The following is a 24,786-nucleotide window of genomic DNA, read 5'->3' on the forward strand; positions in this document are numbered from 1 at the left end:
CATGACTTTAGACAAATGGAGACAGGAACTGACTGACAATTTTGAGGAAACAGTAAAGTGGCGAAGACATCTGCACGAACATCCCGAACCGTCATTTGAAGAAGTGGAGACAGCAAAATATATTGTGAACCTGTTGAAAGCAATGGGTATAGAAGATATTCGAACGCATGTTGGTAACGGATATGGTATCGTGGCAAAAATCAAAGGAAAGCATCCCGGACCGACAGTGGCTCTGCGAGCAGACTTTGATGCGCTGAGAGTAACGGAAGAAGTGGACAGTGTATTTAGATCTAAATACGAAGGTTTCATGCATGCCTGTGGACATGACGGTCATACTGCTTCTCTGCTCAGTGTGGCAAAAGTACTGATGAATAACCAGCATGAACTGCACGGCACGGTCGTTTTGCTGCATCAGCATGCCGAAGAAGTCCTTCCGGGTGGAGCAAAGTCGATGGTGGAAGATGGCGCGCTGGAGGATGTGGATTATGTTTTTGGCATCCATTTAGGAGCTGAACAGCCACTGAACCAGGTGTATTACAACTACGGCTTCGGTTCAGCGAATTCCGACACCTTTACATTGAAAGTTCAAGGAAAGGGGGGGCATGGGGCAGCCCCGCATGATACACATGATGCTTTAACAGTGGGCACTCAAATCGTCTCGGGACTGCAGCAGATCGTCAGTCGTCTCACTGATCCAGTCAAACCGGCAGTACTCACATTTGCCGGCTTTCAGTCAGGTGGAGAAGCCTACAATATCATCGCCGATTCAGCTGAGATTTTCGGCACCGTCCGAACCATGCATCAGGACGTGCAGCAGATGATCGAAGCCAAACTGAAATCAATGAGCAGTCAGATCGCGGCGGCATACGATGCGACGGTCGAGATCGACTATACACAAGGATATCCGTCTATTCAGAACACGCCGGAAGAAGTGGAGAAAGTGAAAGAGGCATTTCTGTCTGTCTTTCCGAAAGATGAAGTAGAAGAAGTGGAAGGACAAATGGGGGGAGAAGACTTTGCCTACTTTTTACTGGATAAACCGGGCGCCTTCCTCCGTGTCGGCGCTAAGCCACCTGAAAATGAAGTGGCTTATCCACATCATCATCCAAAATTCGAAATCGATGAACAGGCGTTATTGAGATCTGGGGAGGTCTTTTTAACTATTATTGACCAGTACTTGACACACTAAACAAGTTTTTTAAAAAGGAAAGAAGGGGAGAAAATGAAAAAGTATGTGGGGAAGAGGTTTCTGACGGCCGTTCCAGTCCTGCTGATGATTACGATTGGAGCTTTTATAATGATCAACTTGGCTCCGGGTGAACCGACAGATCTTTATATCACACCCGATGCGACAGTGCAGCAGGTTGAAGCAACAAGAAGGGCTTTGGGATTGGATCAGCCGTATCCGGTGCAGTACATTAGATGGCTGGGACGAGCAGTTACGGGAGATTTGGGGATCTCATTTTCTACACGCTATCCTGTCCTGCCGATCATTATTTCCAGACTGGGACCTACGATCGTTCTGATGGGGACAACACTTTTATTTTCATACATCGTAGCCATTCCATTAGGGATAATCAGTGCACGTAAACAGGGAACATGGGTCGACACGTTTTTGACCGGCAGTGCCTTTGTCGGCGTTTCGATACCGAACTTCTTTCTTGGCCTCGGGCTCATTTATATCTTTGCCGTTCAGCTGAACTGGTTCCCGACAGGAGGTATGCAGGAACTGGGGGTTGACGGAAGCATATTCAGTGTTCTACGTCACTTAGTCTTACCGGTGATCGTGCTGTCAGCCTTTTACATTGCAAATATGACCCGGTACATGCGGGCGACGATGATTCAAGTTTATGGAGAAAACTACATCCGTACCGCAACAGCTAAAGGACTCGCACAGAAAGTAATTCTGACAAAACACGGAATCAGGAATGCGTTGATTCCCGTCATCACGATTGTCGGCACAGATCTGCCGCGTCTCGTTGGCGGAGCGATCGTAACGGAACAGATTTTTCAGTGGCCGGGACTCGGTCGCCTGACCATTACAGCCATTCAGCAGCGTGATCTGCCGATTCTTATGGCAATCACGATCTTATCCGCTTTTGTGGTGTTGTTAGCCAATATATTCGTTGACGTGATGTACGCTGTTGTTGATCCGCGAATCAAATATGACTAAGGAAGGAGAAGGTTAAATGGCTCAGAATGTAGGAAATAAAAATGCAGAAGTACTTTTTCATTTAGTGGATGCCCGTGAACGGCTGACTTATCCAGATAATGCTGCAGAAGGTATTACAGATGAAAGCGACAGCTATGTCAAAACGATCGCCAAGCGTTTTTTCAAGAATAAAGTGGCAGTCGTGAGTTTAGGGGTGTTCATACTCCTATTGCTAATTGCTGTATTTGCCACACAACTCTCGCCGCATCCAAGAGATGCTATCACAGGTCAGTTTCAGGCTGCGCCTTATGATAATTTCTATTTAGGTACCGATGATATCGGCCGGGATGTCCTGTCGAGGCTGATACACGGTACCCAGGTATCCATGATCGTCGGTTTAGGCTCAGTTGCCATTTATGTCGTGATCGGGACAACACTTGGACTCGTGTCAGGATATTTCGGTGGCGTGGTAGACAGTTTCATCATGCGAGTCACAGAAGCAGTCATGTCATTTCCATTCTTTATGGTCATCCTGACGCTGGTTTCTCTTTTAGGCTCGGGAATATGGGTGGTAACGGCCGTACTGGGGGTGCTGAGCTGGCCGGCGCTTGCAAGGCTCGTCAGAGGGCAGGTGCTGACCCTTAAAGAACAGGATTTTGTCCACGCAGCTGTAGCAACTGGCTATTCGACACCAGGCATTTTGTTTAAACACATTTTGCCCAATGTCATTTCACCTATTCTAGTCAATGCAACCTTCGGGATCGCAACCGCAATACTGACTGAAGCATCACTGAGTTTTCTGGGTGTCGGAGTGCAGAAACCGCGTCCCAGCTGGGGTAACATCTTGTCCGAAGCTCAGTCACTGCGAGTACTGACTGCGCAACCCTGGAGATGGGTACCTGCTGGTATATTGATTTTCATTGCAGTCTTGTCCATCAATTTTATTGGAGAAGGCTTGAGAGAAGCGATTGAAGGGGAAACAAAAAATTAAACATGTCATTTGAGAAAGACTATTTCAGGGGATTAAATCTATCGATTCATAAGATAAGGAGAGATCAACATGTCACATTGGAAAAAACGTTCAAAATACACCACACTATTAGTCGCATCAGCCGCACTGCTTGCTGCATGTGGCAGTGATGATGTTCCAGATATGGAACAGGGGGCTCAAGCCGATGGAGAAGAAACCGGAACAACGCCGGACGTATCAGAAGGCGATACGTCGACATTGATGGTCGGTTTGACAAATGCACCGGACAGTTTCAATCCGTTTTACAGACCTGGCGTCGCCGCAACATGGGTTCAGCGATTCTTTTACGACAGTTTGCTCTTCATGCCGACAGCGGACAGTTTTGAACCGGGTCTGGCAGAAATGACTACTGAAGATAATCAAGTCTTCACGGTTACCGTGAATGCGGATGCCAACTGGAGTGACGGCACCCCTGTCACGGCTGAAGACGTAGCCTTTACCTTGAACACCATTGCTGATCCGGCAGTTGAAACGACATTGGGAACGAGTGTCGCGATGATCGAAGGAACAGATGCTTCCGGTGTCAGAGAAGAGGGGCTGGAAGAACTGTCAGGACTTGAAGTCGTAGATGAAAAAACACTGACCATCACGACAAAAGACCCAGTCGACTTGAATTATATTTCCGAGTTCTTAGGTCTGAACGTACTTGTTGCACCTAAACATGTCTTTGAAGATATTGAACTTTCAGAACTGCCGAACTCAGAAGCGGCAACCATGCCGTCTGTCTTTAGTGGTGCTTATCAATTTGTTGAATACGATAATAACAACTACGTGCATCTGGAATCAAATCCTGACTATTACCGTGGTGAACCAGAAATCAAGACCATATACGCACAAATCATGAACGGAACATCTCTGATCACTGAATTCCAGGCGGGGAACCTGCATATGACTGCCGGTGGCGGGATTGGTATGATTCCTGTTCAGGATATCGGTATGCTGGAAGAGCTGGAAGATGTTGTCGTCGAAGAACATCCTTCGTTCAACTCCCAGTATATGATCATAAATAACGAGAAATATACTGATCCACAAGTCAGACGAGCTTTTGCTCATGCGATCGATAGAGAAACGATCGTAGAAAATCTGTTGGGTGGACATGGGGAAGTCTTATCTTCGACCTATTCTTCCGCCAGCCCATATAAAGATACAGACTTGGAGCCACTGGAATACGATCCGGAGCTGGCGAAAGAACTTCTGGAAGATGCCGGATTCGACTTTGACACACCGATCGAATTGGTCGTGCCTACAGGTAATGCCGTTCGTGAACAGTCAGGAAACCTGATCGAACAGTGGCTGGAAGAAATCGGGCTGACAGTCAACCAGTCCAACTATGATTTCCCGACCTGGTTATCCATGGCTCAAGATCTGGATTATGATATAGGTCTTATGGGCTGGGGACATACAGCCGATCCGAACATAGCATCATATCTTCAAACGGGAGCCGCTTCAAATAACATGGCTGTATCAGATCCGACCATGGATGAACTGATCGAACAAGGCATGACAGAAACAGAATTTGATGCTCGTTATGACGTCTATTCTGACTTGCAGAAATATATGCAGGAGCAAATGTTTGTCGTTCCTTTGTACTCCGATTCTCAGTTCAGTGTTCAATCAACATCATTGAATGGTGGCATCAATGAGTACTGGGCAGGGTCCTTGTACGACGTGAATGAATGGACCATTGATCCTGAATAATAAAGCTGGAATATAGAAGTCCGGCACGGTAAGCAGCGGCATTGCCGTGTCAGAGACTTCAATGACGAAGAAGATAAGAAAGTTGGAGGTGAAAGGCATGGAAGAAACAACAGTACTTGAAGTCAAAGACTTGGCAATTTCTTTCCAGACATTCGAGGGTGTCGTCAAAGCCGTCAGAGGTGTTGAATTCATGTTGAAAAAAGGTGAGACTCTGGCTATCGTAGGCGAATCAGGAAGCGGCAAATCTGTTTCAACGAAAGCAATCAATCGTCTGCTGCCTGAAAAGAACACGCTGATCGAACGAGGGGAAGTCCTTTTTGAAGGTCAGGATTTATTAAAGCTGTCAGAAAAAGACATGCAGGGGATCCGTGGAAATGATATCGCCATGATATTCCAGGATCCAATGACATCCTTGAACCCAACGATGACGGTGGGCAAACAGATCGCGGAACCGATCATCGCACATAAAAATGTCAGTAAAGAAGAAGCAAAGGAAAAAGCTCTGGAGTTGATGGACCTTGTCGGCATACACCACCCGAAAAAATCATACAAGAATTATCCGCATCAGTTTTCAGGTGGGATGAGACAGCGGGTCATGATCGCGATCGCTCTGGCTTGTGAACCTAAAATCCTTATTGCCGATGAACCCACGACGGCACTGGACGTGACCATTCAGGCACAAATCCTTGATTTGATGAACAAGCTGAAAGATGAACTCGACACATCCATTATCTTCATCACTCATGATTTGGGTGTTGTAGCTCAAATGGCAGACCGGGTAGCTGTTATGTATGCCGGTCAGATCGTAGAAATCGGAACAGCAGATGAGATCTTTTATAATCCGATGCATCCTTATACTTGGGGACTATTGGCCTCGATGCCGACATTAGATGTGGATCAGAAGAATCTTTATACGATTCCTGGCTCACCGCCTAATCTACTGCATCCGCCGGTCGGTGACGCGTTTGCAGCAAGAAATGATTATGCTCTGGCCATTGATTTCCAGCAGGAGCCGGAAGTATTCAAGGTGACCGATACACATTATGCGAAAACGTGGCTGCTCCATCCGGATGCACCGGATGTCACACCGCCTTTAGAAGTGGTCCGGCGAAAAGAAAAATACGAGGCATTATTCTCAGTAAAGATGTACGCTAACAGCACAGGAGGTGGCATAAATGGCGGCTGAACCGAAAGAGAAGAAACCCATTGTAGAAATCAGGTCATACAAGCAGTATTTCAATGAAGGGAAAAAGTCTGAAGTACGCGCCGTCAAGGATGTCAGCTTTTCTATCTACGAAGGGGAAACCTTTGGTCTGGTGGGAGAATCCGGCAGCGGAAAATCAACAACGGGACGTGCCCTGATCAAGCTGGGAGATATCACCGGCGGTCAGATCTTTTACAAAGGCGAAGACATATCGCAGATCAAACGGCGTAAAGACTTGCTGAAGTTCAGAAAATCTATGCAGATGATTTTTCAGGACCCATATGCTTCACTGAATCCAAGGCTTACCGTAAAAGAGATTATCGGCGGGGCACTCAAAGTCCATGGTCTTGAAACAGACAGCAGCAAGCGAACAGAAAAAGTGTATGAACTACTCGAATCTGTCGGACTGAATAAACAGTTTGCAAACCGTTATCCGAGAGAATTCTCCGGTGGTCAATGCCAACGTGTCGGGATAGCCAGAGCACTTGCTGTTCAGCCTGATTTTATCATTGCTGACGAAGCGATCAGTGCACTGGACGTCTCGATTCAGGCACAGGTGGTCAATCTATTGAAAGAACTCAAGGAACAGAACAATCTGACATACCTGTTCATTGCCCATGACTTGTCCATGGTCAAGTATATCAGTGACCGCATCGGTGTAATGAACAACGGGCGGGTCCTGGAGGTATCAAATGCCGGGGAATTATATGAAGCACCTCTACACCCGTACACAGAATCGCTCTTATCTGCTATTCCTACCCCCGACCCTGAATCGGAAAGGCATCGTGTACGAACAGAATACGATCCGGCCTATCATCATTATGATAATTTAGACAAAGTGGCTTTGCATGAGATCGCACCGGAGCATTTTATCTACTGTCATGAAGATGAAATACCTCTGTACCGAAAGAAAAGAGAGAAATTGCTGAAAAAGGCCAGACAATATGCCTAGAGTATCAAAAGATATGAAGTATCAGAGACAGGGATGAGAAGATAGGTGAAAGCTGAATCATCTCTTCCCTGTCTATTAATCTACATAGGAGGAGAAATCATGCCAATGACTACGACTACAACCGATGAAGCAGTGAAAGCTATTATAAAAGACAGAAACGAGGAATTCTTTGATTATCTGCGGTTGGCTTCCGTCTCTACTCAAAACCGCAACATTCTGCCGACTGTTGAGTATGTAAAACAGATGATCGAAAAAACAGGCGGGGAGACGCAAGTCTTAGATGACTGCGGTGGGAATCCCGTTGTTTACGGCTATTTCCCTGCAGGCAAGAAAGGGAATGCTGACAAGACAGTTCTTTTCTATAATCATTATGACGTTCAGCCGGAAGACCCCCTAGATGAATGGAAAAGTGAACCGTTTGAACCGACAGTCAGAGACGGGATCCTATATTGTCGAGGGGTTTCAGATAATAAAGCGAATTTTGTCGTCCGTTTATATGCGATCCAGGCACTGATGGATTCAGAGGCTGGGCTTCCATGCAATGTGAAATTCCTGGTCGAAGGGGAAGAGGAAAATGGAAGTCCCAATCTTAATAAGTATATCAAAAAATATGCTGACTTGTTCACGAGTGACGGCTGTATCTGGGAATTCGGCGGAAAAGATGAGGAAGAAAACTTTGTGATCCAGACAGGTGTCAAAGGCATGGCCTACTTCGATCTGATCGTTGAAAGCGCCGAGGTCGATATCCATTCATCCCTTGGAGCTGTGATCGATAATGCTGCCTGGCGTCTGACGCATGCATTGGCCAGCCTTCGGGACAAAGACAATCATGTCCTGGTGGACGGCTTTTATGATAATATAGAACATCCGTCAGATTATGCCCGGGAAGTTGTTGCAGAAGGCAAGGTCAATAGTAAAGAAATGACCCGCATATATGGATTGAAGCATCCCTTCATTACAAAGGATCTGGACTGGTCCACGGAAGAAGCCCTGGCATTTTATCCTACCATGACGATCAGTGGTCTACTTTCAGGATATACAGAAGAAGGGACTAAAACTGTACTACCCAGAAAGGCGTCTGCAAAACTAGACTGCCGTCTTGTTCCGGGGCAGGATCCGAAAAATATCGAACGTGTTCTACGCAGACATCTGGATAAAGAAGGGTTTCAGGATGTCGAGCTTATTTTACTTAAAGGACTGAAGGCTTTCCGTTCTGATCTTGAAAGTCCCTTTGTGCAGACGGTCAAAACAGCGGCTGAAAAAGTTTACGGTGGCCCTTCTAAGGTCGTTCTATCACCGACAAATCCCGGATCTGGGCCGATGGCTTATTTCGGCGAATACTTGAACGTACCTGTAGCCAGCAGCGGCTGTGGATATGCTGAATCAAAAGCTCACGGACCGAATGAATCGGTGCGGCTGAAAGACTTTGAAGAAGGCACACTTCACATGGTCCAGTTTCTGAAGGATTTCCAATACGCCTGAAAGCAGAGCATGTCTCTGCTTTTTTCTGTTTCTATGGGTCGAATGTAAAGAAAAGATTAAGAGTGGGTTAATTTGTTACGGAAGTGTGAACAACAAGTAAATATATGATGGTGCTATGGAAAAGATGGTGAAAAAGATAACATTAAATGAAAGCGAATTAATCTGGTTGAAAAGGGGCGGAAAACGAATGTTGTTACATGTTTTAAATGAGTTTATTCGCGATTAAACTATTATCAAAGATAGTTATTTCTGAAACGCTTTCGTTTTAATATGAAAAATGAATTTTTAAAGGGTAAGTGACATTAAAATATTCTCATAAACGAAAAAACCATTCAATTCTTCATCTATTACATTTATTATGGAAGCAGAGTGTCTGAGGTTGGCTAAGTAAGAACTGCTTTATTCAGGTAGTTGTCTCAGCATTTCAAAATCTTATGAAAATTAAAATGGAGGGTTACGTGTGGACGTACAACAAATGATATTCATGTTCGCTGGTGGATTAGGTATATTCCTGTTCGGTTTGAAATTTATGGGAGACGGCCTGCAAAAATCTGCTGGGGATAGTTTACGCAGCATCTTGAATCAGATGACATCAACTCCGATCCGTGCGATCATCGCTGGTATCGTGGTCACTGTCCTGATTCAAAGTAGTTCCGGGACGACCGTGTTGGCCGTTGGACTTGTAAGTGCCGGCTTTATGAAACTTAAACAGGCTATTGGTGTCATCATGGGTGCCAACATAGGAACAACGATCACCGCTTTTATCATCGGTATCGATATCGGGGCTTATGCGTTGCCAATTATGGCTGTCGGGGCTTTTTTACTTTTCTTCTCAAAAAACATAACCGTCAACAGTATCGGGCAGATCATCTTCGGCTTTGGGGCACTGTTTTATGGCCTTGAATTAATGGGAGAAGGCATGTATCCCTTACGAGATTTTCCGGCCTTCAGAGAGCTGATGATCGACATGGGCGACAATCCTATCTTAGGGGTAGGAGTTGGAACGGTCTTCACATGGCTCGTGCAGAGTTCCAGTGGGAGTATCGGTATCTTACAAGAACTTTATTCTCAAGGACAGATCGCTATCGATGGTGCCTTGCCGGTCTTGTTCGGAAATAACATCGGGACAACGATTACAGCCGTCTTAGCAGCCATTGGGGCAAGTGTGGCAGCTAAACGAACAGCAGCGTCACATATCATCTTCAATCTGGTCGGGACTTTTGCGGTTCTCTTAGTCATTGGACCTTTTACGTCACTGATCGTAGCGATCACACCTATCTTTAATCTGAATCCGCCTATGCAGATTGCTGTGGCTCACGGGTTATTCAATGTCACGAACGTTCTCATTCAGATGTGGTTCATTGATTATCTAGCGAAAATCGTAACGAAGATCGTTCCAGGAGACGATGCATTGATCGAATACGATGCTTCTCATCTTGATTTCTCGATCATCACAACTGTTCCATCTGTCGCTTTGAACCAGGCAAAACTTGAGATCCAGCAGATGGGTGATTTCGTTCTGGAAGAGTACAAAGAAATGTTCAAGTACTACAAAAATCAGGACGATACAAGCTTATCCAACACCTTGCAGCTGGAAGAAGTTGTCAACGATATCGATATGCGCCTGACTGAATACCTCATGCTCATCTCTGTCGAAGACTTGCCAGTAAAAAGTTCCACTGAACACTCACAGATGATGGATATAACGAAGTATCTTGAACGTATCGGTGACCACAGTGAAAACATCTTGAATAATATAAAAGAAGCGGCACGTGCCCAGAAAAAACTGGCTAAGAAAACGAACAAAGAACCTGAAAAAATCTTCTACGATGAAGACTTGATCGCATTATTCAATCTAGTTGAACAGAACATTGCTGATTCGATCACCTCCTTTACACAAGACAGCTATTCCTTAGCCGGTAAAGTAATCAAGCGTGAAAAAGAAGTCAATCGTTTAGAAGAAGATATTCGTAAGAAATATATCGAACGTCTAAACAGAGGCACTGGTCTTCCGTCCGATGGGATTTTATTTGTTGATATCGTATCTAACCTTGAAAGAATGTCCGATCACTCAGTTAAAATCGCCAAACATTCATTAGGTATCCGTTATCCATTCCAGCAGGATTCAAAACGACCGCGTCACGCACGTAAAATAGAAGAAGTAACTGAAACGAAATAACAACAAAAAAGAGGAGCCGATAATAAGCGATCGGTTCCTCTTTTTGCTGTTTTATTCAGAAGGACTAGATGAATGTGTTGCTCAATGTTCCCAGTGATTCGATCGTGATGTCGATCTGGTCGCCTGCTTTCAGCCATTCCTGCTGGTCTTTTGTCTGCTCTAAGATCACACCTCTTGGGGTGCCGGTGAAAATCAGATCCCCGGGCTTCAATGACATATATTGAGAAGCCTCGCTTACGATCTTGTTGACGGTAAATAACATATCGCTGGTGGAACTGTCCTGAACCAGATCCCCATTTCGTCTAGTCTCGATAGTTAAATCCTGGACTGCCGTGATTTCATCTTTAGTAACTAGCGCCGGTCCAACAGGTGCGAAGTGGTCCATCGTCTTGCCGATCAGCCATTGTGATGACTGGAACTGAAATGCCCGTTCAGAGAGATCATTGCCTACAGTGTAACCAAGAATGGCCTTCTCCGCATGCTTTTCACAGACATTGTCGATCTGTTCACCTATGACAATGACCAGTTCCGCTTCGTAGTCGACATGCTGTGCATTGGCCTGAAGCGGGATAGTCTGTTGATGTGCAGCCAGTGCATTTGAGAACTTATTGAAAAAGACTGGAGCGGTCGGGACTTCTCCACCCGTAGCCTTGATGTGTTCCACATAATTCATGCCGACACAGAGGATTTTCTCCGGATTCTTTATCAAAGGTAAATAAGTCACTTCAGAAGCAGGAATGAGATAATCATCAAATTTAACACCTGATTTCTCAGCTTCTACTAAAGTTTCTCGAAGGTTATTTAATCCAATAGCATTGTCCTCCAGCAGCTCTTCCATGGTACGCGGAACAGAAGTGCTCAGATGTCGGGACAGGCGAAGAATATCCAGAATATCATCTGCCATTTCAATTCCAAGTTGTTCTTCTGCCATTGCCTTTATTTTGTATCGAACGAGTCTCATAATATAGTCCCCTTTTTAATATTACTTCACTTAAAATTATAGATAGACGTGAAGACGATAACAAAAATAACGCTTGTGATTTTTCTGCTTTAAGTGATTGAGTCTTGCTCAACTGTCTGGTTTTTAGTACACTTATGAAACAGGAGAAACTGGAGGAATTCATATGGGAAAAAGAAATAAGCACATTGAAGTAGAAATCAACGAAACTAAAAATAATACAGAGTCGTTTACAGAATTCGAACTCGTTGTTAGAAAAAAAGTCATTGGTAAACTGCAGCAGGAAGGCGACGGTTTAGTGAATGTCGAATTTAAATCCGGCAAGAAGCGCACAGCCCGTTCAATAGATGAAGGTGTACAGATGCTCATCGAAGAACATAACCTGCATGACGAGTAGTTTATTTAAATAAATAGAATCCGACCGCTTATTCTTTGTTTCCAAGGATAAGCGGTTTTTTTCTCAACAGTGCTTCTCGATAGGGATGGACCCCTCAATTATGCTATGATTAAATCAAGTAGATGTATAAGAGAGGATGTGTACATGTGGATAAAGTAGAACAAGTTGAAGATAAAATCCCACGCAAAGATAAACTCGTTCGGTTTATAAAAATTGCACAGTCAAACTGGCAAAGAGCGACCGTTAATCAGAGTGCCGCAGAGATGGCTTATTTTTTACTCTTGTCATTATTTCCATTATTGCTGGTTCTGGCTAATATCATTCCCCTGCTGCCGATAGATCCTGGTGAGGTACTGAATATGACATCAGATTTTGTCCCACAGGATATATACAATGTCATCGAGCCAATAATCAGAAACTATTTGGAAAGCGGCAGTGGTGGGGCGATCTCCTTCGGGTTATTAGCTGCATTATGGTCGGCCAGCCGTGTCATCAGCATTTTGAGGCGAGTTCTGGATGAAGTCTATGGCTCTGTTCCCACAAGCAATTTTATCATTGGTCGAATCGTTTCGCTGATCACAATGATCGGTATCGTGCTGGTTATTGGTGCAGTTATTTTTGCTTTTGTGTTTGGTGAACAGATCCTGATGTTTATTGAAGAAACGATCGGGATGACCATCCCGTTCATCCAGCAGTTTCTGCTGCTCCGATGGGTCATATTAGTCGTTATTCTCTTCCTGGTTTTTCTGATCGTCTATAGGGTCGTGCCAAATCACCACTTGAACATGAAGTATTCATACCAAGGTGCGATTTTTGCGACAATAGGCTGGGTCCTGCTGACACAAGGATTTTCAGTTTACTTAAGCTTTGCCGGTGGAGATGCCGTGGCTAATGCCACATTCGGTGCCTTCATTGCCCTGATGATCTTTCTGTATCTGTCCAGCCTGATCCTGCTTTTAGGAGCACTGATCAATGCCATGATTTTTGAATGGCAAAACTATATGTCCGTTCCCGAATATGAAGCCAAGAAACGGAATGAAAAACGACTTCAAGATTCGGACTGGACAGGTTACCCAAGTGAAGCAGAGACTACCCTGCTGAAACGCAAACTGTATAAGGTCGGTAAGCTTAAAGAAGGCGAAGTCAAAGAATTTGAGAAGAAAAATCCTTATATCAATGATAATGAGGAATAATAGATTTTAGAGCGAGGGCAGAGATGTCTCGCTCTTTTATTTTTACTCATAAATAAGCTATAATAAGAAAGATAAAGAAATGGACTACAGGGAGGAATAGCAGTGGACTTTTATTGTCATCCACGATGCAGTACATGCAAAAAGGCCCAGAAGTGGCTGGAAAAACGGGAGATTCCCTATACATTCATAAATTTACTGGAAACATCCCCATCCAAAGAAACTTGGATAAAGCTTTTATCGGAATCGGGCCGTCCAGTGAAATCTTTTTTTAATACGAGCGGCAATGTTTACCGTGAAAATAATTTAAAAGAGAAAGTTCCGGAGATGAGTATCGAAGAAGCCGCTGAATGGCTGTCTTCCAACGGGATGGTCGTTAAGCGTCCATTAGCACTGAATGAGGACAAACTCACCGTCGGATTCAAAGAAGAAACCTATGCTGACGTATGGGCAAAATAAAGGAGTAATGAAAATGACAGTCAAATATCATCAGAACGGGATCTGGATCGAAAAAACAAATGACACGGATTACCGTATCGGTTTATCAGAAAAAGGGCAGGACGATGTCGGAGAAGTCATGTTTGCAGAAGTGTCTGAAAACAATGGCAACTTGAACAAAGGCGATGCTATCATCAATGTGGAAGGGGCCAAAGCAGTGACTGAGTTGACATTGCCTTTTGCAGCTAAAGTCATTGAAAAACACACGGAACTGGAAGATGAGCCGGATCTTCTGAACAAAGAAGACAGAGACAAGAACTGGATTCTTGCTGTTACAGATATAGCTCCCGGAGTCTGGGAAACACTGGATACTGAACTGGTTTTCGATAAAGAAGACGATACAGAAGAACGTTAGCAGAAAGAATAAGAGGAAAAGAGCAGAGACATCTGCTCTTTTTACTTCTCACGGTCATATAGGTATTGCCCGCGCTCGTCTGCTCTTTCAGCAGGGTGAATAAGCGAGTCATTCCGCGCGCTCCAATGGGATAATAAATTGGGTGATGCCAATACGCTCATGATTAGGTTTACTGCGGCCCTGGAGTGACTGAGTAAGTCGAATGCGGCGGGCATTGGCATCACTCCAGAATAGATTTTCTTGAATAGTGCTAATGAACCACGAAATACCCTTACTCAAATCAACGCGGTCGATGACTGATGCCAATGAGCTCAATATTAGCCGTGCTGCAGACTAAAAATGATGGAGTACGCCGAATGAGACCCTCATTGGCATTGCCCAAGAAAAACAAGCGGTGGGTAACCCTATTCAAGGCCTGATTGCTACAGCTCAAATCATTTTCACAGCCAGTAAGACCTTTTAACCTCTCATTGGTATTAGTCGATATGACTGCATAGGCACAGTCGCCTATGCAGCACCCTTGAGAGATGATCTGCTTAAAGCAGAAAAGCTGAACCTGTGATAATATGCTTCTGAAACGAAATGTAAACCTTTACACGATAACTGTTATCTCTCAATAACCTGTAGTATAATGAGCATGAGTACATATAAGGTGCACGCGTGGCTGCTCTTGATATCAACGAGGAAGCTATACTGGAAACAGCCCGTTTGGCTCCTGACCATAGAGAACAATTTTCTACACATATTGTTGACGTTACAGATAGACCGGCAATTGAAAATTTAGTCAGTGAAGTCAAACAGATCCATGGCAGTGTGGATGGCATCATCAACAATGCAGGTGTGATCCAGCCGTTTATCGATGTCAATGATTTGGGATACGACAAAATCGAGCAGGTCATGAACATCAACTTCTACGGGACACTTTACATAGTTAAAAGTTTTCTGCCTGAATTGCTGAAGCGTCCAGAAGGTCATATCTTGAATGTCTCCAGTATGGGGGGCTTTCTTCCTGTTCCAGGCCAGTCGATATACGGGGCCTCAAAAGCAGCTGTCAAGTTGATGACAGAAGGTCTCCATTCTGAACTGCTGGATACGAATGTCGGAGTGACAGTGGCCTTTCCGGGTGCGATCAAAACGAATATCATGGAAAACTCTAAAGTGGTACGCGAATCAAAAGCCGGGGATTCAGGAAAAGAGTATAAGTTGACAAGCGCCTCGGATGCGGCGACGATCATTATCGATGCCATCGAAGCCAACCAGTATCGCGTTATGGTCGGCAGTGATGCGAAAATGATGGACCGCCTGTCCCGGCTCATGCCAAAAAAAGCGGCCGCGATCATCGCTGAAAAACTTAAAAATTAAGACGGCACATTAATTGATTGATTAAAAAAAGAGCCCCGATATATCCCCGTATGGATATATCGGGGCTTTGGTTATCATAAAAAATGATGTTATTTTACCTCATATCCGTTACACTAATAGAAGAAAAAGACTGGAATCGAGGATATGTGATGAAACATAAAGAAGCGCTTATAAAAATTTTAAAGACACTTGGGAAGATTCTGGCGGTCTATTTAGTTTATGTGGTCGTTACAGCAATCATTTGGCCAGTACTGATGCCCGCACCTGAACATGTAGACGTTGAACCTGCCTTTGTAGAGACGTCTGAAGAAGTAGCCCTGCTGGAATATGGTATTGAGGCCTTTGGTGCCCGCCTGGATCTGATCGATTCAGCTGAGGAAACGATCGATGTGGCTTACTATTACGCCAAAAAAGGAAAAAGTGTGGATCTCTTCCATGCTTACATGTTAGCTGCAGCAGATAGAGGAGTGAAGGTCAGGTATCTGCTGGATGGTATTTCTCATGGGGTCAGAGGTGATGAAAGAGACGTCATTTATGCCTTCAATGACCACCCGAACATCGAATTCAAACTGCATGAACCGATCCCTTCAGTCCTGCTTGCTCCCTGGCGTATCAATAACCGGATGCATGATAAACTGCTCCTCGTTGATAATAAGTATTCTGTCAACGGCGGACGCAATATCAGTGACTTGTACTATGAGCGTACAAGCCAGGATGTCGCGTATTCCCATGATCGGGATATTTTTCTGATGAAGACCCAGACAGAGGAGACGGGGATCATTGATCAGTTGAGTGCCTATTATGGTGACTTGTTCGATAGTGAGTATGCGGTCGATCTTGATGCCCGGTCATTCTTTGACTGGAGCGGGGAAAAAGCACGCCTTAAAACAGCTGAACTAAAGCAGGTTTATGCGGATCATCGAAAAGAAGTTAAAGAGCGGGGCGCCTTGACCTCACTGGAAACCTGGACAAGCCGTACGATGCCCATTGAGAGTGGATATCACGTTCACAATGAACTTACCCGTGGTTTCAAGCAGCCATATGTCTGGAGTCATCTGCTGGAACTGTCCAGTCGGGCAGACAGTCATCTTTTTATACAAAGTCCCTGGGTGATCCCCAACAGCCGAATGCGGGAAGAGTTCAGAGAAACAGATTTTAAGACGTCAGAAGGATTGATGCTGACGAACGGCATGTCGACGAACAATAATCCGATCGGTCAGCTTGGAACTGAAAATAGAAAATCCTTATTTATCGATTCATTTTTAGATTACTATGAGTACCAGCCGACAGAATCTTCACTGCACACAAAAACCTGGGTATTCGACAAGGAGGTCAGTGCGATAGGGTCTTATAACTTTGATGCAAGAAGTACCTACTTGAGCACTGAATCGATGGTTATTTTGAAAAGTGAAGCCTTAGCCGAACAACTTCTAACTGAAGCAGAAGAGAGTTTCATTGAAAAAAGCAGGCAGATACATGCTGATGGGTCATCGTCTAATGGAGAAGAAACGAATGGTAAAACGGCCAGTTTGGCACAACGCCTCCTGACTCCTTTGCTTCGACCCCTGGCCTGGCTGCTTGAAGATTTGATTTAACTGACGAGGTGAAACAGAAAAGCAACGGATGATTTTAAAATAGATCCAGTTGCTTTTTATAGAAACTTCCATTCTCCAATTAGTAATTCTTATAAACGGGGATAGATGTCGGAACATCACTCTGGTCAACAGTAAGGATGACGGCAACGGTAACTTGAATAACATTCTCAATTACACTAAAATAACAAAAGAAAATAAAAAATCTCTTAGAAAAGGAAGAGTCATAATGGCAGTTTTAGAAATCAAGAACCTACATGTATCCATTGAAGACAAAGAAATCTTAAAAGGCGTGAACCTGAAGATGCAGACAGGCGAAATCCACGCGATCATGGGACCAAACGGAACAGGTAAATCGACCCTTTCAGCAGCGATCATGGGCCACCCAAGCTATGAAGTCACTGAAGGCGAAGTTCTTTTAGACGGCGAAAATATCCTGGAAATGGAAGTAGACGAACGTGCACGTGCCGGTCTATTTTTAGCTGTACAATACCCAAGTGAAATTGCTGGTATCTCCAATGCTGAATTCATGCGTGCGGCGATCAACTCACGTCGTGACGAAGACAACAAAATGGGCGTTATGGAATTCCTGAAAAAACTGGACGAAAAAATGGCTCTATTAGATATGCCGGAAGAAATGGCTGAACGTTACTTGAACGAAGGCTTCTCTGGCGGAGAGAAAAAACGTAACGAGATCCTTCAGTTGATGATGATCGAACCTACTTTTGCGATCCTGGATGAAATCGACTCCGGACTGGATATCGATGCCTTGCAAGTCGTATCAAAAGGCGTCAATGAAATGCGCGGCGAAGGCTTCGGCTCATTGATCATCACTCACTACCAGCGTCTCTTGAACTACATTACACCTGACGTCGTTCACATCATGATGGACGGACGTGTCGTGAAAACTGCGGGTGCAGAACTGGCTCAGCAGCTTGAAGCAGAAGGATATAAAGGTCTAATGGAAGAATTAGGACTAGACATCGAACTTGACGAAGAATAAGTGTGGAGGAGGCATAACATGGAAACAAAAGTAAGTGAATATGCAGCGCATAAAGATGCTTTAACAGCCTTCTCTCACGGCTTACAGGAACCGGAGTGGATGCTGGAAATGCGTCTGGATGCGTTAGATAAAATCGACGAACTGGAACCGCCTGTTATCGAGCGTCTGCGTTACAACCGCTGGCCGCTTTGGCAAGTACCGAATTTGACTGGCGCACCATCAGCAAAAGATATCGATCCATTTGAATTCATCGAAGACAAAGCGGATGCGAATCGTGTGATTCAAACAGGCAACGACACGGTGATCGAAACACTGCCGGAATCTTTGAAAGAAAAAGGCGTCATCTTTACGGATCTTCATACTGCTTTGAGAGAACATCCTGAGCTGGTGAAAGAAGCGTACATGACGACAGCAGTGAAACCTGACAGACACAAAATCGCCGCCTTCCATGCCGCATTCATGAACTCGGGACTCTTCTTATACGTACCTAAAAACCTGGAGATCGACGAGCCGTTTGAAGCCGTCTTTATCCAGAACAGTCTGGTGGAAGATGCCTTTGTTAAGCACGTATTAGTGTATGCGGACAGCAATTCAAGGTTTAACTACGTTGAAAAGTTCCTGACTAAAGGCGACAAGAAAAATGCTGCGAACATCATCGTCGAAGTGATCACCAAACCAGGCGCACAAGTGAAATACAGTGCGGTAGACCAGCTGGGTGAGAACTCAACGGTTTACTTTACCCGTAAAGGCTACACGTACCGTGACTCGCATATCGACTGGGCGCTTGGTGTCATGAACGGCGGGAATGTGGTAGCTGACTTTGATACAGACTTAGTCGGCGAAGGATCAACGACTGACCTGAAAGCTGTTGGCATCAGCAGCGGACGTCAAGTTCAGGTCATCGATTCCAAAGTAGAAAACTACGGCAACCATACGGAAGGCAATATCTTCCAGCACGGCGTTATTTTGGATCGTGCAACACTGACCTTTAACGGTATCGGTCATATCCTGAAAGGGGCCAAAGGGGCAGATGCCCAGCAGGAATCTCGTGTGCTGATGCTTTCTGACAAAGCACGCGGAGATGCCAACCCGATCCTATTGATCGATGAAAACGAGGTAACCGCTGGACACGCAGCCAGTGTGGGACGTGTCGATCCGGAAGAAATGTACTACCTTATGAGTCGCGGGATCGAAAAAGAAGAAGCAGAACGCTTAGTTATCCGTGGTTTTTTAGGTAAAGTGATCCAAGCTATTCCACTGAAAGGCGTTCGCGATGAACTAGTCGAAACGATCGAAAGGAGACTGACTTCTAGATGACCATCCAAAGCGAAAAGTGGAGAGCGGATTTTCCGATCCTCCATCAAGTCATCAACGATGAACCCTTAGTCTATTTGGACAATGCGGCAACGTCACAGAAACCGACCGCTGTTTTAGATGCATTGGAAGCATACTACCGCACGTCGAATGCGAATGTTCACCGCGGTGTGCATACACTGGCTGAACGCGCAACGACTCAGTATGAAAATGCTCGTGAAACAGTCAGACATTTTATTAATGCGAAGGAAACGGCAGAGGTTCTATTTACACGCGGCACAACGACCGGACTGAACTGGCTGTCTCAAAGCCTGGGTGAAGCCGTTATTGAACCGGGTGATGAGATCGTGATCTCTTATATGGAACATCACTCCAACATCATTCCATGGCAGCAGCTGGCCAAGCGCAAGCAGGCGAGGCTGAAGTACATCGAACTGACTGAAGACGGTCAGCTCGATATGGATGATGCCCGTAAACAGATAACCGATAAAACAAAAATCGTGTCGCTGACGCATGTCTCAAATGTTTTGGGTGTGGTGAATCCGATCAAGGAACTCGCAGCACTCGTTCATGACAAGGGCGGCGTGATGGTGGTTGACGGTGCTCAAGCCGCGCCCCACATGCCTGTTGACGTCCAAGCTTTGGATGCAGACTTTTACGCGTTCAGCGGTCATAAGATGCTCGCTCCGACAGGGATCGGCGTCTTGTACGGCAAGCGTGAATGGCTCGAGCGAATCGAACCCGTTGAATTTGGCGGAGAAATGATCGACTTTGTGGGACTAGAAGACAGTACATGGAAAGAACTCCCGTGGAAATTTGAGGCAGGCACGCCGAACATGGCCGGTGCCATTGGTCTGGCGAAAGCCATCGACTACTTGGAAAGCATTGGCATGCGTGAGATAATGGACCATGAACAAGAAATCGTAGACTATGTGATGCCAAAACTGGAACAAATCGAAGGACTGACCATCTTTGGACCGAAAGATCCTAAAGACCGTACCGGTGTGATCGCCTTTAACATCGACGGTGTACACCCGCATGACGTAGCGACCGCTATGGACATGGAAGGAGTCGCCGTCAGAGCCGGTCACCACTGTGCGCAGCCTTTGATGAACTGTTTATCTCAGCCGGCAACGGCACGTGCAAGCTTTTACTTGTACAATACGCTTGCCGATGCAGATAAGTTCGTTGAAGCACTCATAGCCACAAAGGAGTTTTTCTCATATGGCCTTAACTAAACTAGATCAATTATACCGAGCAGTCATTCTTGACCACTCACAGAACCCGCGCAGACGCGGCGAGCTGGATAAAGCCACCACACAGATCGAACTCAAAAACCCGACCTGTGGGGATGTGATCCAGGTCCAACTTGAATTAGAAAACAACATAATCAAAGATGTCCGTTTCGACGGTAGCGGTTGTACCATATCAATGGCAAGCGCGAGCATGATGACAGATGCCATCTTAGGCAAGTCACTGGATGAAGTGTTGATGTTATCCAAGGAATTTTCAGGACTTGTTCAAGGGGAAGATCCTGAACACGAAGATGACTTGGGCGACGCCATGATGCTTTCAGGCGTAGCCAAGTTTCCCGCACGCATCAAGTGTGCGACCTTGTCCTGGAAAGCTCTGGAAAAAGCCTTGGCTGATAAAGACCAGACCGGTGTCGACGGACAATTGAAACACGACGACTAAATTTAATTGGTTGTTTGAAAACAGAGACTGAAATACTCTCGATAGCGAAGTTTGCGCATAAACAGCTTCGCTGCCGAGTGTCATGCATGAAAGGGGAAAACACATGGCTCAAGTACCAGAGAAAAATGAATACCAATACGGCTTTCATGACGAAGGTGTCGAAGCAGTATACGACACAGGTAAAGGCTTGAACGAAGACATTATTCGTGACATTTCTGCTCGTAAGGAAGAACCGGAGTGGATGCTTGACTACCGTTTGAAATCTTATGAACATTATAAATCCCGTCCGATGCCGGAGTGGGGCGCAGATCTGTCAGACGTCGACTTTGACAACTATACTTACTACCGAAAAGCCAGCGACAAGCCGGAACGCAGCTGGGACGATGTACCTGAGAAAATCAAGGAAACGTTTGACCGCTTAGGTGTGCCGGAAGCAGAACGAAATTTCCTTGCCGGATCAGGTGCTCAGTACGAATCCGAAGTGGTTTACCACAACATGAAAGAGGAATTTGAAAAGTTGGGTATCGTCTTTACTGATACGGATACCGCATTGAAAGAATATCCTGAAATCTTTAAAGAGCACTTTGGCACAGTGGTACCTCCTACAGATAACAAGCTGGCTGCACTGAATTCATCCGTATGGTCTGGTGGAACGTTTATCTACGTCCCTAAAGGCGTTAAGTGTGACGTGCCACTGCAGATGTACTTCCGTATCAACAACGAAATGATGGGACAGTTTGAACGTACCCTGATTGTTGTAGACGAAGGCGCAAGTGTACACTACGTTGAAGGCTGTACCGCACCGACGTTCTCATCCAGCTCACTGCATGCCGCAGTGGTTGAGATCATCGTTAAAAAAGATGCCTACTGCCGTTACACCACCATCCAGAACTGGTCCGATAATGTGTACAACCTGGTCACAAAACGTGCACATGCCGCAGAAGGCGCAACCGTTGAATGGGTCGACGGCAACCTTGGTGCGAAAACGACCATGAAATACCCAAGTATCCACTTGAACGGCCGCGGTGCACGCGGAACGACCATGTCGATCGCGATGGCCGGTGAAGGACAAGTTCAGGACACTGGAGCGAAAATGATCCACAACGCACCGAACACGTCCAGCTCGATCGTGTCTAAATCGATCGCTAAAGATGGCGGAGCCGTGAACTACCGTGGACAAGTCACCTTCGGCAGAGATTCAGCCGGATCGATTTCACATATCGAGTGTGACACCATTATCATGGATGACCTGTCGAAATCCGACACCATTCCATTCAATGAGATCCACAACTCCAACGTGTCACTCGAGCACGAAGCGAAAGTATCAAAAATTTCAGAAGAACAACTCTACTATCTAATGAGTAGAGGGCTTGACGAAGAAACCGCCACAGAAATGATCGTCATGGGATTCGTTGAACCGTTCACCAAAGAACTCCCAATGGAATACGCCGTTGAACTCAACCGCCTCATCAGTTATGAGATGGAAGGATCAGTGGGTTAATAATAAAAATTGAAAGTCTCGAAGCGTTGAATTACAAGCGTTTCGAGACTTTTTCTATGCTTTTATGTAAAAAAATTGCAATAAAATTAATCTGGGTAATATTTTCATAGACTTGAATACAGAAGATTGAATGAAAATGTAGAATAAACTACCTTAAAAATCAGCACGAAGAAGCTAATGAGGCCTTTAATATTACTGATTCGTTTATGCCAGTACTAAACTGCTAGGTATTAATTGTTATAAATATTTTACTATGCATTGACATTAGACAATCTTTATAAAAGTCAGGAAGCACTAGAAATTGATTTAAAACAATAAGTTATCTTGTTTAGTGCCGATTTCTTTATATTTATGAGAATTTATATCATACTGTTGATTAAAAAAGTTATTGAATGCTAAGAAGCTAAGACCAACAAGATAGAATTAGCTATTTTTGACTTTTGAAAACTATAAACTAAAGCTAGGCGTTGAATAAAACAAATAAAATTCATATAGAAGAAATAGTATCTTTAATTTTTTTATTAATAATTTAAAACCATAAATGATATTAAAATATCAATATTAATCAATATAAATATCAAAATATTAATATTTTATTGATTTTAATTAATATTAATGATATGCTATGAGTATCTTAAGCTTGAGGGGGTAATAATATGTCTGAAAAAATGAGTTCCTTAATGAAGTATAATAAACCTGAATAATTCATACTTTTCTTGGAGGTTTACCAAGGAAGAAAACAATCTTAAAAAGAAGCTTTTAATTGATAATGGTCAAAATTAATCAAGAAACAATTAGTCTTTTAAGAAAAAGGGTTAAAATGTAGAGATATGAATTATTCAGGAATGAATCTAATACTTAATAAATTAGATAAAAGTAAATAGGTTTTAATTGGAGGATTTTATGAAAAAATTATTAATTCTAATAGCAGTATTTAGCTATTTTAATTTTCACAATAATCAAATTGCTATTGCTGAAGAAAACTTAGAAGCTAGTGATTTAGTAGGCACCAATTCTGAAACAATAACAAAAGCGTTCACCATATATGAGAATTATAGTTTAAGTGTTTACAATATGGATAGAACAAATGGCTATGTGTATAGACCCTTCCCTACTAGAATATATAAGATTATAGACGGTTATGTTGGGTACGTTACTCTCCAAGAATTTTATCAAGATAAAAGTTTTTACAGAGCTACATATGTAGGATTACTTCAAAAAAGAAGCGGACCTAGTGTGCCACTTCTTTTAGATGATAAATTTTAGGAGGCAATAAAATGAGTGAAATGCCAAGGAAAATATTCGTATTATTAGTTGCTGTCCTAACTTTAGCGATTTTTTCAAATGATGTTAGTGCCGAAACGCTTGATCCTCTAGAGGTTGACACTATAGAACAGGCTTCAGTACCACGTGATCAGCCTTATAGGATTTGGCGAAGTGAATTTTTATTAACTAGTGCTTCATTTCCAGAAAGGACCAAATTAGTAACCTATTCAGCTTTTGGAGTACTATATAGAGGATATCTTACTATGACCAATAGGACTGATGGTAGATATGGTGCATTATATGAGGGATGGGTTTATCACCCAAATTATTCTGGAGGAAATTTACCAATGCCTGCTAGGGTAATAGAAGACAAATAGGAAAGCGTGGGGTTTTTAAAATGAAAAAAAGAGTTCTCGGTATTTTTTTTCTTTCTCTTTTATTGATGACTGCTTGTAATTCAGAAGATGAAATTACGTTTGATGAAGAATTTAAGGCCTCGATTGAAGAAGAGCCAGTTCAATTAACCGTAGAAAATGGTGGACTATTACTTAGCTTTTATCCATCGGGGATGGTATACTACGGGATAAATGAATACATTGATAACTACGAAATACCATTTGAGCAAACAGAGGAAGATCAGGACTACACTGAATATCAAGACTACACTGTTGCGTTTGATGAAGAAACTGATATATTCTCTGTTACGATAGAAGAGGGCGTTTATGAACTGGAAATGCTAGGACCTAGAGTTTTTTGGGATGAAGAAAACAGTTTGAACTTGATGTCTACTAGAGCATTTATAGACGAGTAAGGAATTTTTGGACAGTCACTAAGAGAGAAAACAGTCTTAAAACGGATCATTTAATGCAAAGTGATTAAAAATTCTCAGAAAATGATTAATCATTTAGGAAAACAAATTCAAATGTAGAGCTATGAATTATTCAGGATAAAACATGGA

General features: G+C 43.9%; 23 protein-coding genes. 22 read left to right on the forward strand and 1 reads right to left on the reverse strand.

Annotation, left to right across the window (positions count from 1 at the left end):
* Position 1: 1 nt before the first annotated feature.
* The 8 genes from AB4027_RS03165 (at position 2) to AB4027_RS03200 (ending at position 10,697) form a co-directional block, all read left to right on the forward strand.
* Entirely contained in the window at positions 2-1,189 is a 1,188-nt protein-coding gene (locus tag AB4027_RS03165) for a M20 family metallopeptidase (protein WP_368645936.1), read from the forward strand.
* A gap of 33 nt (positions 1,190-1,222) precedes the next feature.
* A complete protein-coding gene (locus AB4027_RS03170; RefSeq protein ID WP_091486522.1) occupies positions 1,223-2,173 on the forward strand; it encodes an ABC transporter permease in 951 nt (316 codons plus the stop codon).
* A 16-nt stretch (positions 2,174-2,189) separates the two neighbouring features.
* Positions 2,190-3,143, forward strand: coding sequence for an oligopeptide ABC transporter permease (gene opp4C / locus AB4027_RS03175; RefSeq protein ID WP_368645937.1), 954 nt, complete (start codon positions 2,190-2,192; stop codon positions 3,141-3,143).
* A 69-nt stretch (positions 3,144-3,212) separates the two neighbouring features.
* Positions 3,213-4,880 carry an ABC transporter substrate-binding protein gene (locus AB4027_RS03180; RefSeq protein WP_091486516.1) on the forward strand — a complete coding sequence of 556 codons (1,668 nt, stop codon included), beginning with the start codon at positions 3,213-3,215 and terminating at the stop codon, positions 4,878-4,880.
* A gap of 97 nt (positions 4,881-4,977) precedes the next feature.
* Entirely contained in the window at positions 4,978-6,066 is a 1,089-nt protein-coding gene (locus tag AB4027_RS03185) for an ABC transporter ATP-binding protein (RefSeq protein ID WP_368645938.1), read from the forward strand.
* Positions 6,056-7,036, forward strand: a complete 981-nt coding sequence (locus AB4027_RS03190) for an ABC transporter ATP-binding protein (protein WP_368645939.1) — start codon at positions 6,056-6,058, stop codon at positions 7,034-7,036. Before AB4027_RS03185 ends, AB4027_RS03190 begins: the two co-directional genes overlap by 11 nt.
* 105 nt (positions 7,037-7,141) lie before the next feature.
* Positions 7,142-8,518 carry a M20/M25/M40 family metallo-hydrolase gene (locus tag AB4027_RS03195; protein WP_368645940.1) on the forward strand — a complete coding sequence of 459 codons (1,377 nt, stop codon included), beginning with the start codon at positions 7,142-7,144 and terminating at the stop codon, positions 8,516-8,518.
* A 460-nt stretch (positions 8,519-8,978) separates the two neighbouring features.
* Positions 8,979-10,697 carry a Na/Pi cotransporter family protein gene (locus AB4027_RS03200; RefSeq protein WP_368645941.1) on the forward strand — a complete coding sequence of 573 codons (1,719 nt, stop codon included), beginning with the start codon at positions 8,979-8,981 and terminating at the stop codon, positions 10,695-10,697.
* Positions 10,698-10,761: 64 nt separating this feature from the next.
* Here the strand turns inward: AB4027_RS03200 and AB4027_RS03205 are convergent, their stop codons facing one another.
* Entirely contained in the window at positions 10,762-11,658 is an 897-nt protein-coding gene (locus AB4027_RS03205; protein WP_368645942.1) for a fumarylacetoacetate hydrolase family protein, read from the reverse strand.
* Positions 11,659-11,821: 163 nt separating this feature from the next.
* Between AB4027_RS03205 and AB4027_RS03210 the strand changes: the two genes are divergently transcribed.
* The 14 genes from AB4027_RS03210 (at position 11,822) to AB4027_RS03275 (ending at position 24,639) form a co-directional block, all read left to right on the forward strand.
* Positions 11,822-12,052 carry a DUF2969 family protein gene (locus AB4027_RS03210; protein ID WP_091486505.1) on the forward strand — a complete coding sequence of 77 codons (231 nt, stop codon included), beginning with the start codon at positions 11,822-11,824 and terminating at the stop codon, positions 12,050-12,052.
* A gap of 146 nt (positions 12,053-12,198) precedes the next feature.
* Positions 12,199-13,245 carry a YihY/virulence factor BrkB family protein gene (locus AB4027_RS03215; RefSeq protein ID WP_368645943.1) on the forward strand — a complete coding sequence of 349 codons (1,047 nt, stop codon included), beginning with the start codon at positions 12,199-12,201 and terminating at the stop codon, positions 13,243-13,245.
* A gap of 102 nt (positions 13,246-13,347) precedes the next feature.
* Positions 13,348-13,701, forward strand: a complete 354-nt coding sequence (locus tag AB4027_RS03220) for an arsenate reductase family protein (protein ID WP_368645944.1) — start codon at positions 13,348-13,350, stop codon at positions 13,699-13,701.
* Between the two features lie 13 nt (positions 13,702-13,714).
* A complete protein-coding gene (locus tag AB4027_RS03225; protein WP_368645945.1) occupies positions 13,715-14,095 on the forward strand; it encodes a glycine cleavage system protein H in 381 nt (126 codons plus the stop codon).
* A gap of 660 nt (positions 14,096-14,755) precedes the next feature.
* A complete protein-coding gene (locus AB4027_RS03230; RefSeq protein ID WP_368645946.1) occupies positions 14,756-15,457 on the forward strand; it encodes an SDR family NAD(P)-dependent oxidoreductase in 702 nt (233 codons plus the stop codon).
* A gap of 149 nt (positions 15,458-15,606) precedes the next feature.
* Entirely contained in the window at positions 15,607-17,052 is a 1,446-nt protein-coding gene (locus tag AB4027_RS03235; RefSeq protein WP_368645947.1) for a phospholipase D family protein, read from the forward strand.
* 226 nt (positions 17,053-17,278) lie between these two features.
* The gene (gene sufC, locus AB4027_RS03240; RefSeq protein WP_368645948.1) at positions 17,279-18,052 is read left to right on the forward strand and encodes a Fe-S cluster assembly ATPase SufC; all 774 of its coding nucleotides are present in this window, start codon (positions 17,279-17,281) and stop codon (positions 18,050-18,052) included.
* A gap of 18 nt (positions 18,053-18,070) precedes the next feature.
* Positions 18,071-19,369, forward strand: a complete 1,299-nt coding sequence (gene sufD / locus AB4027_RS03245) for a Fe-S cluster assembly protein SufD (RefSeq protein ID WP_368645949.1) — start codon at positions 18,071-18,073, stop codon at positions 19,367-19,369.
* Positions 19,366-20,604, forward strand: a complete 1,239-nt coding sequence (locus tag AB4027_RS03250; protein WP_368645950.1) for a cysteine desulfurase — start codon at positions 19,366-19,368, stop codon at positions 20,602-20,604. The genes sufD and AB4027_RS03250 overlap by 4 nt, the downstream gene beginning before the upstream one ends.
* Complete coding sequence (sufU, locus tag AB4027_RS03255) at positions 20,591-21,061, forward strand: Fe-S cluster assembly sulfur transfer protein SufU (RefSeq protein ID WP_368645951.1); 471 nt, start codon at positions 20,591-20,593, stop codon at positions 21,059-21,061. Before AB4027_RS03250 ends, sufU begins: the two co-directional genes overlap by 14 nt.
* A 103-nt stretch (positions 21,062-21,164) precedes the next feature.
* On the forward strand, positions 21,165-22,562 hold the full coding sequence (gene sufB, locus AB4027_RS03260; protein ID WP_368645952.1) for a Fe-S cluster assembly protein SufB: 1,398 nt from the start codon (positions 21,165-21,167) through the stop codon (positions 22,560-22,562).
* 903 nt (positions 22,563-23,465) lie between these two features.
* The gene (locus tag AB4027_RS03265; RefSeq protein ID WP_368645953.1) at positions 23,466-23,828 is read left to right on the forward strand and encodes a hypothetical protein; all 363 of its coding nucleotides are present in this window, start codon (positions 23,466-23,468) and stop codon (positions 23,826-23,828) included.
* 11 nt (positions 23,829-23,839) lie between these two features.
* On the forward strand, positions 23,840-24,205 hold the full coding sequence (locus tag AB4027_RS03270; RefSeq protein WP_368645954.1) for a hypothetical protein: 366 nt from the start codon (positions 23,840-23,842) through the stop codon (positions 24,203-24,205).
* Positions 24,206-24,225: 20 nt separating this feature from the next.
* Positions 24,226-24,639 carry a hypothetical protein gene (locus tag AB4027_RS03275; RefSeq protein WP_368645955.1) on the forward strand — a complete coding sequence of 138 codons (414 nt, stop codon included), beginning with the start codon at positions 24,226-24,228 and terminating at the stop codon, positions 24,637-24,639.
* The last annotated feature ends 147 nt before the right edge of the window (positions 24,640-24,786 follow it).

It is taken from the genome of Alkalibacterium putridalgicola, from assembly GCF_040959045.1.
Classification (GTDB): Bacteria; Bacillota; Bacilli; order Lactobacillales; family Carnobacteriaceae_A; genus Alkalibacterium; species Alkalibacterium putridalgicola.

Excerpts from the sequence above, each read along its gene's own strand:
- AB4027_RS03165 (WP_368645936.1), top strand. The coding sequence starts at position 2 with ATGACTTTAGACAAATGGAGACAGGAACTGACTGACAATTTTGAGGAA.
- AB4027_RS03170 (WP_091486522.1), top strand. The coding sequence starts at position 1,223 with ATGAAAAAGTATGTGGGGAAGAGGTTTCTGACGGCCGTTCCAGTCCTG.
- opp4C (WP_368645937.1), top strand. The coding sequence starts at position 2,190 with ATGGCTCAGAATGTAGGAAATAAAAATGCAGAAGTACTTTTTCATTTA.
- AB4027_RS03180 (WP_091486516.1), top strand. The coding sequence starts at position 3,213 with ATGTCACATTGGAAAAAACGTTCAAAATACACCACACTATTAGTCGCA.
- AB4027_RS03185 (WP_368645938.1), top strand. The coding sequence starts at position 4,978 with ATGGAAGAAACAACAGTACTTGAAGTCAAAGACTTGGCAATTTCTTTC.
- AB4027_RS03190 (WP_368645939.1), top strand. The coding sequence starts at position 6,056 with ATGGCGGCTGAACCGAAAGAGAAGAAACCCATTGTAGAAATCAGGTCA.
- AB4027_RS03195 (WP_368645940.1), top strand. The coding sequence starts at position 7,142 with ATGACTACGACTACAACCGATGAAGCAGTGAAAGCTATTATAAAAGAC.
- AB4027_RS03205 (WP_368645942.1), bottom strand. The coding sequence starts at position 11,658 with ATGAGACTCGTTCGATACAAAATAAAGGCAATGGCAGAAGAACAACTT.
- AB4027_RS03210 (WP_091486505.1), top strand. The coding sequence starts at position 11,822 with ATGGGAAAAAGAAATAAGCACATTGAAGTAGAAATCAACGAAACTAAA.
- AB4027_RS03225 (WP_368645945.1), top strand. The coding sequence starts at position 13,715 with ATGACAGTCAAATATCATCAGAACGGGATCTGGATCGAAAAAACAAAT.
- AB4027_RS03235 (WP_368645947.1), top strand. The coding sequence starts at position 15,607 with ATGAAACATAAAGAAGCGCTTATAAAAATTTTAAAGACACTTGGGAAG.
- sufC (WP_368645948.1), top strand. The coding sequence starts at position 17,279 with ATGGCAGTTTTAGAAATCAAGAACCTACATGTATCCATTGAAGACAAA.
- sufD (WP_368645949.1), top strand. The coding sequence starts at position 18,071 with ATGGAAACAAAAGTAAGTGAATATGCAGCGCATAAAGATGCTTTAACA.
- AB4027_RS03250 (WP_368645950.1), top strand. The coding sequence starts at position 19,366 with ATGACCATCCAAAGCGAAAAGTGGAGAGCGGATTTTCCGATCCTCCAT.
- sufU (WP_368645951.1), top strand. The coding sequence starts at position 20,591 with ATGGCCTTAACTAAACTAGATCAATTATACCGAGCAGTCATTCTTGAC.
- sufB (WP_368645952.1), top strand. The coding sequence starts at position 21,165 with ATGGCTCAAGTACCAGAGAAAAATGAATACCAATACGGCTTTCATGAC.
- AB4027_RS03265 (WP_368645953.1), top strand. The coding sequence starts at position 23,466 with ATGAAAAAATTATTAATTCTAATAGCAGTATTTAGCTATTTTAATTTT.
- AB4027_RS03270 (WP_368645954.1), top strand. The coding sequence starts at position 23,840 with ATGAGTGAAATGCCAAGGAAAATATTCGTATTATTAGTTGCTGTCCTA.
- AB4027_RS03275 (WP_368645955.1), top strand. The coding sequence starts at position 24,226 with ATGAAAAAAAGAGTTCTCGGTATTTTTTTTCTTTCTCTTTTATTGATG.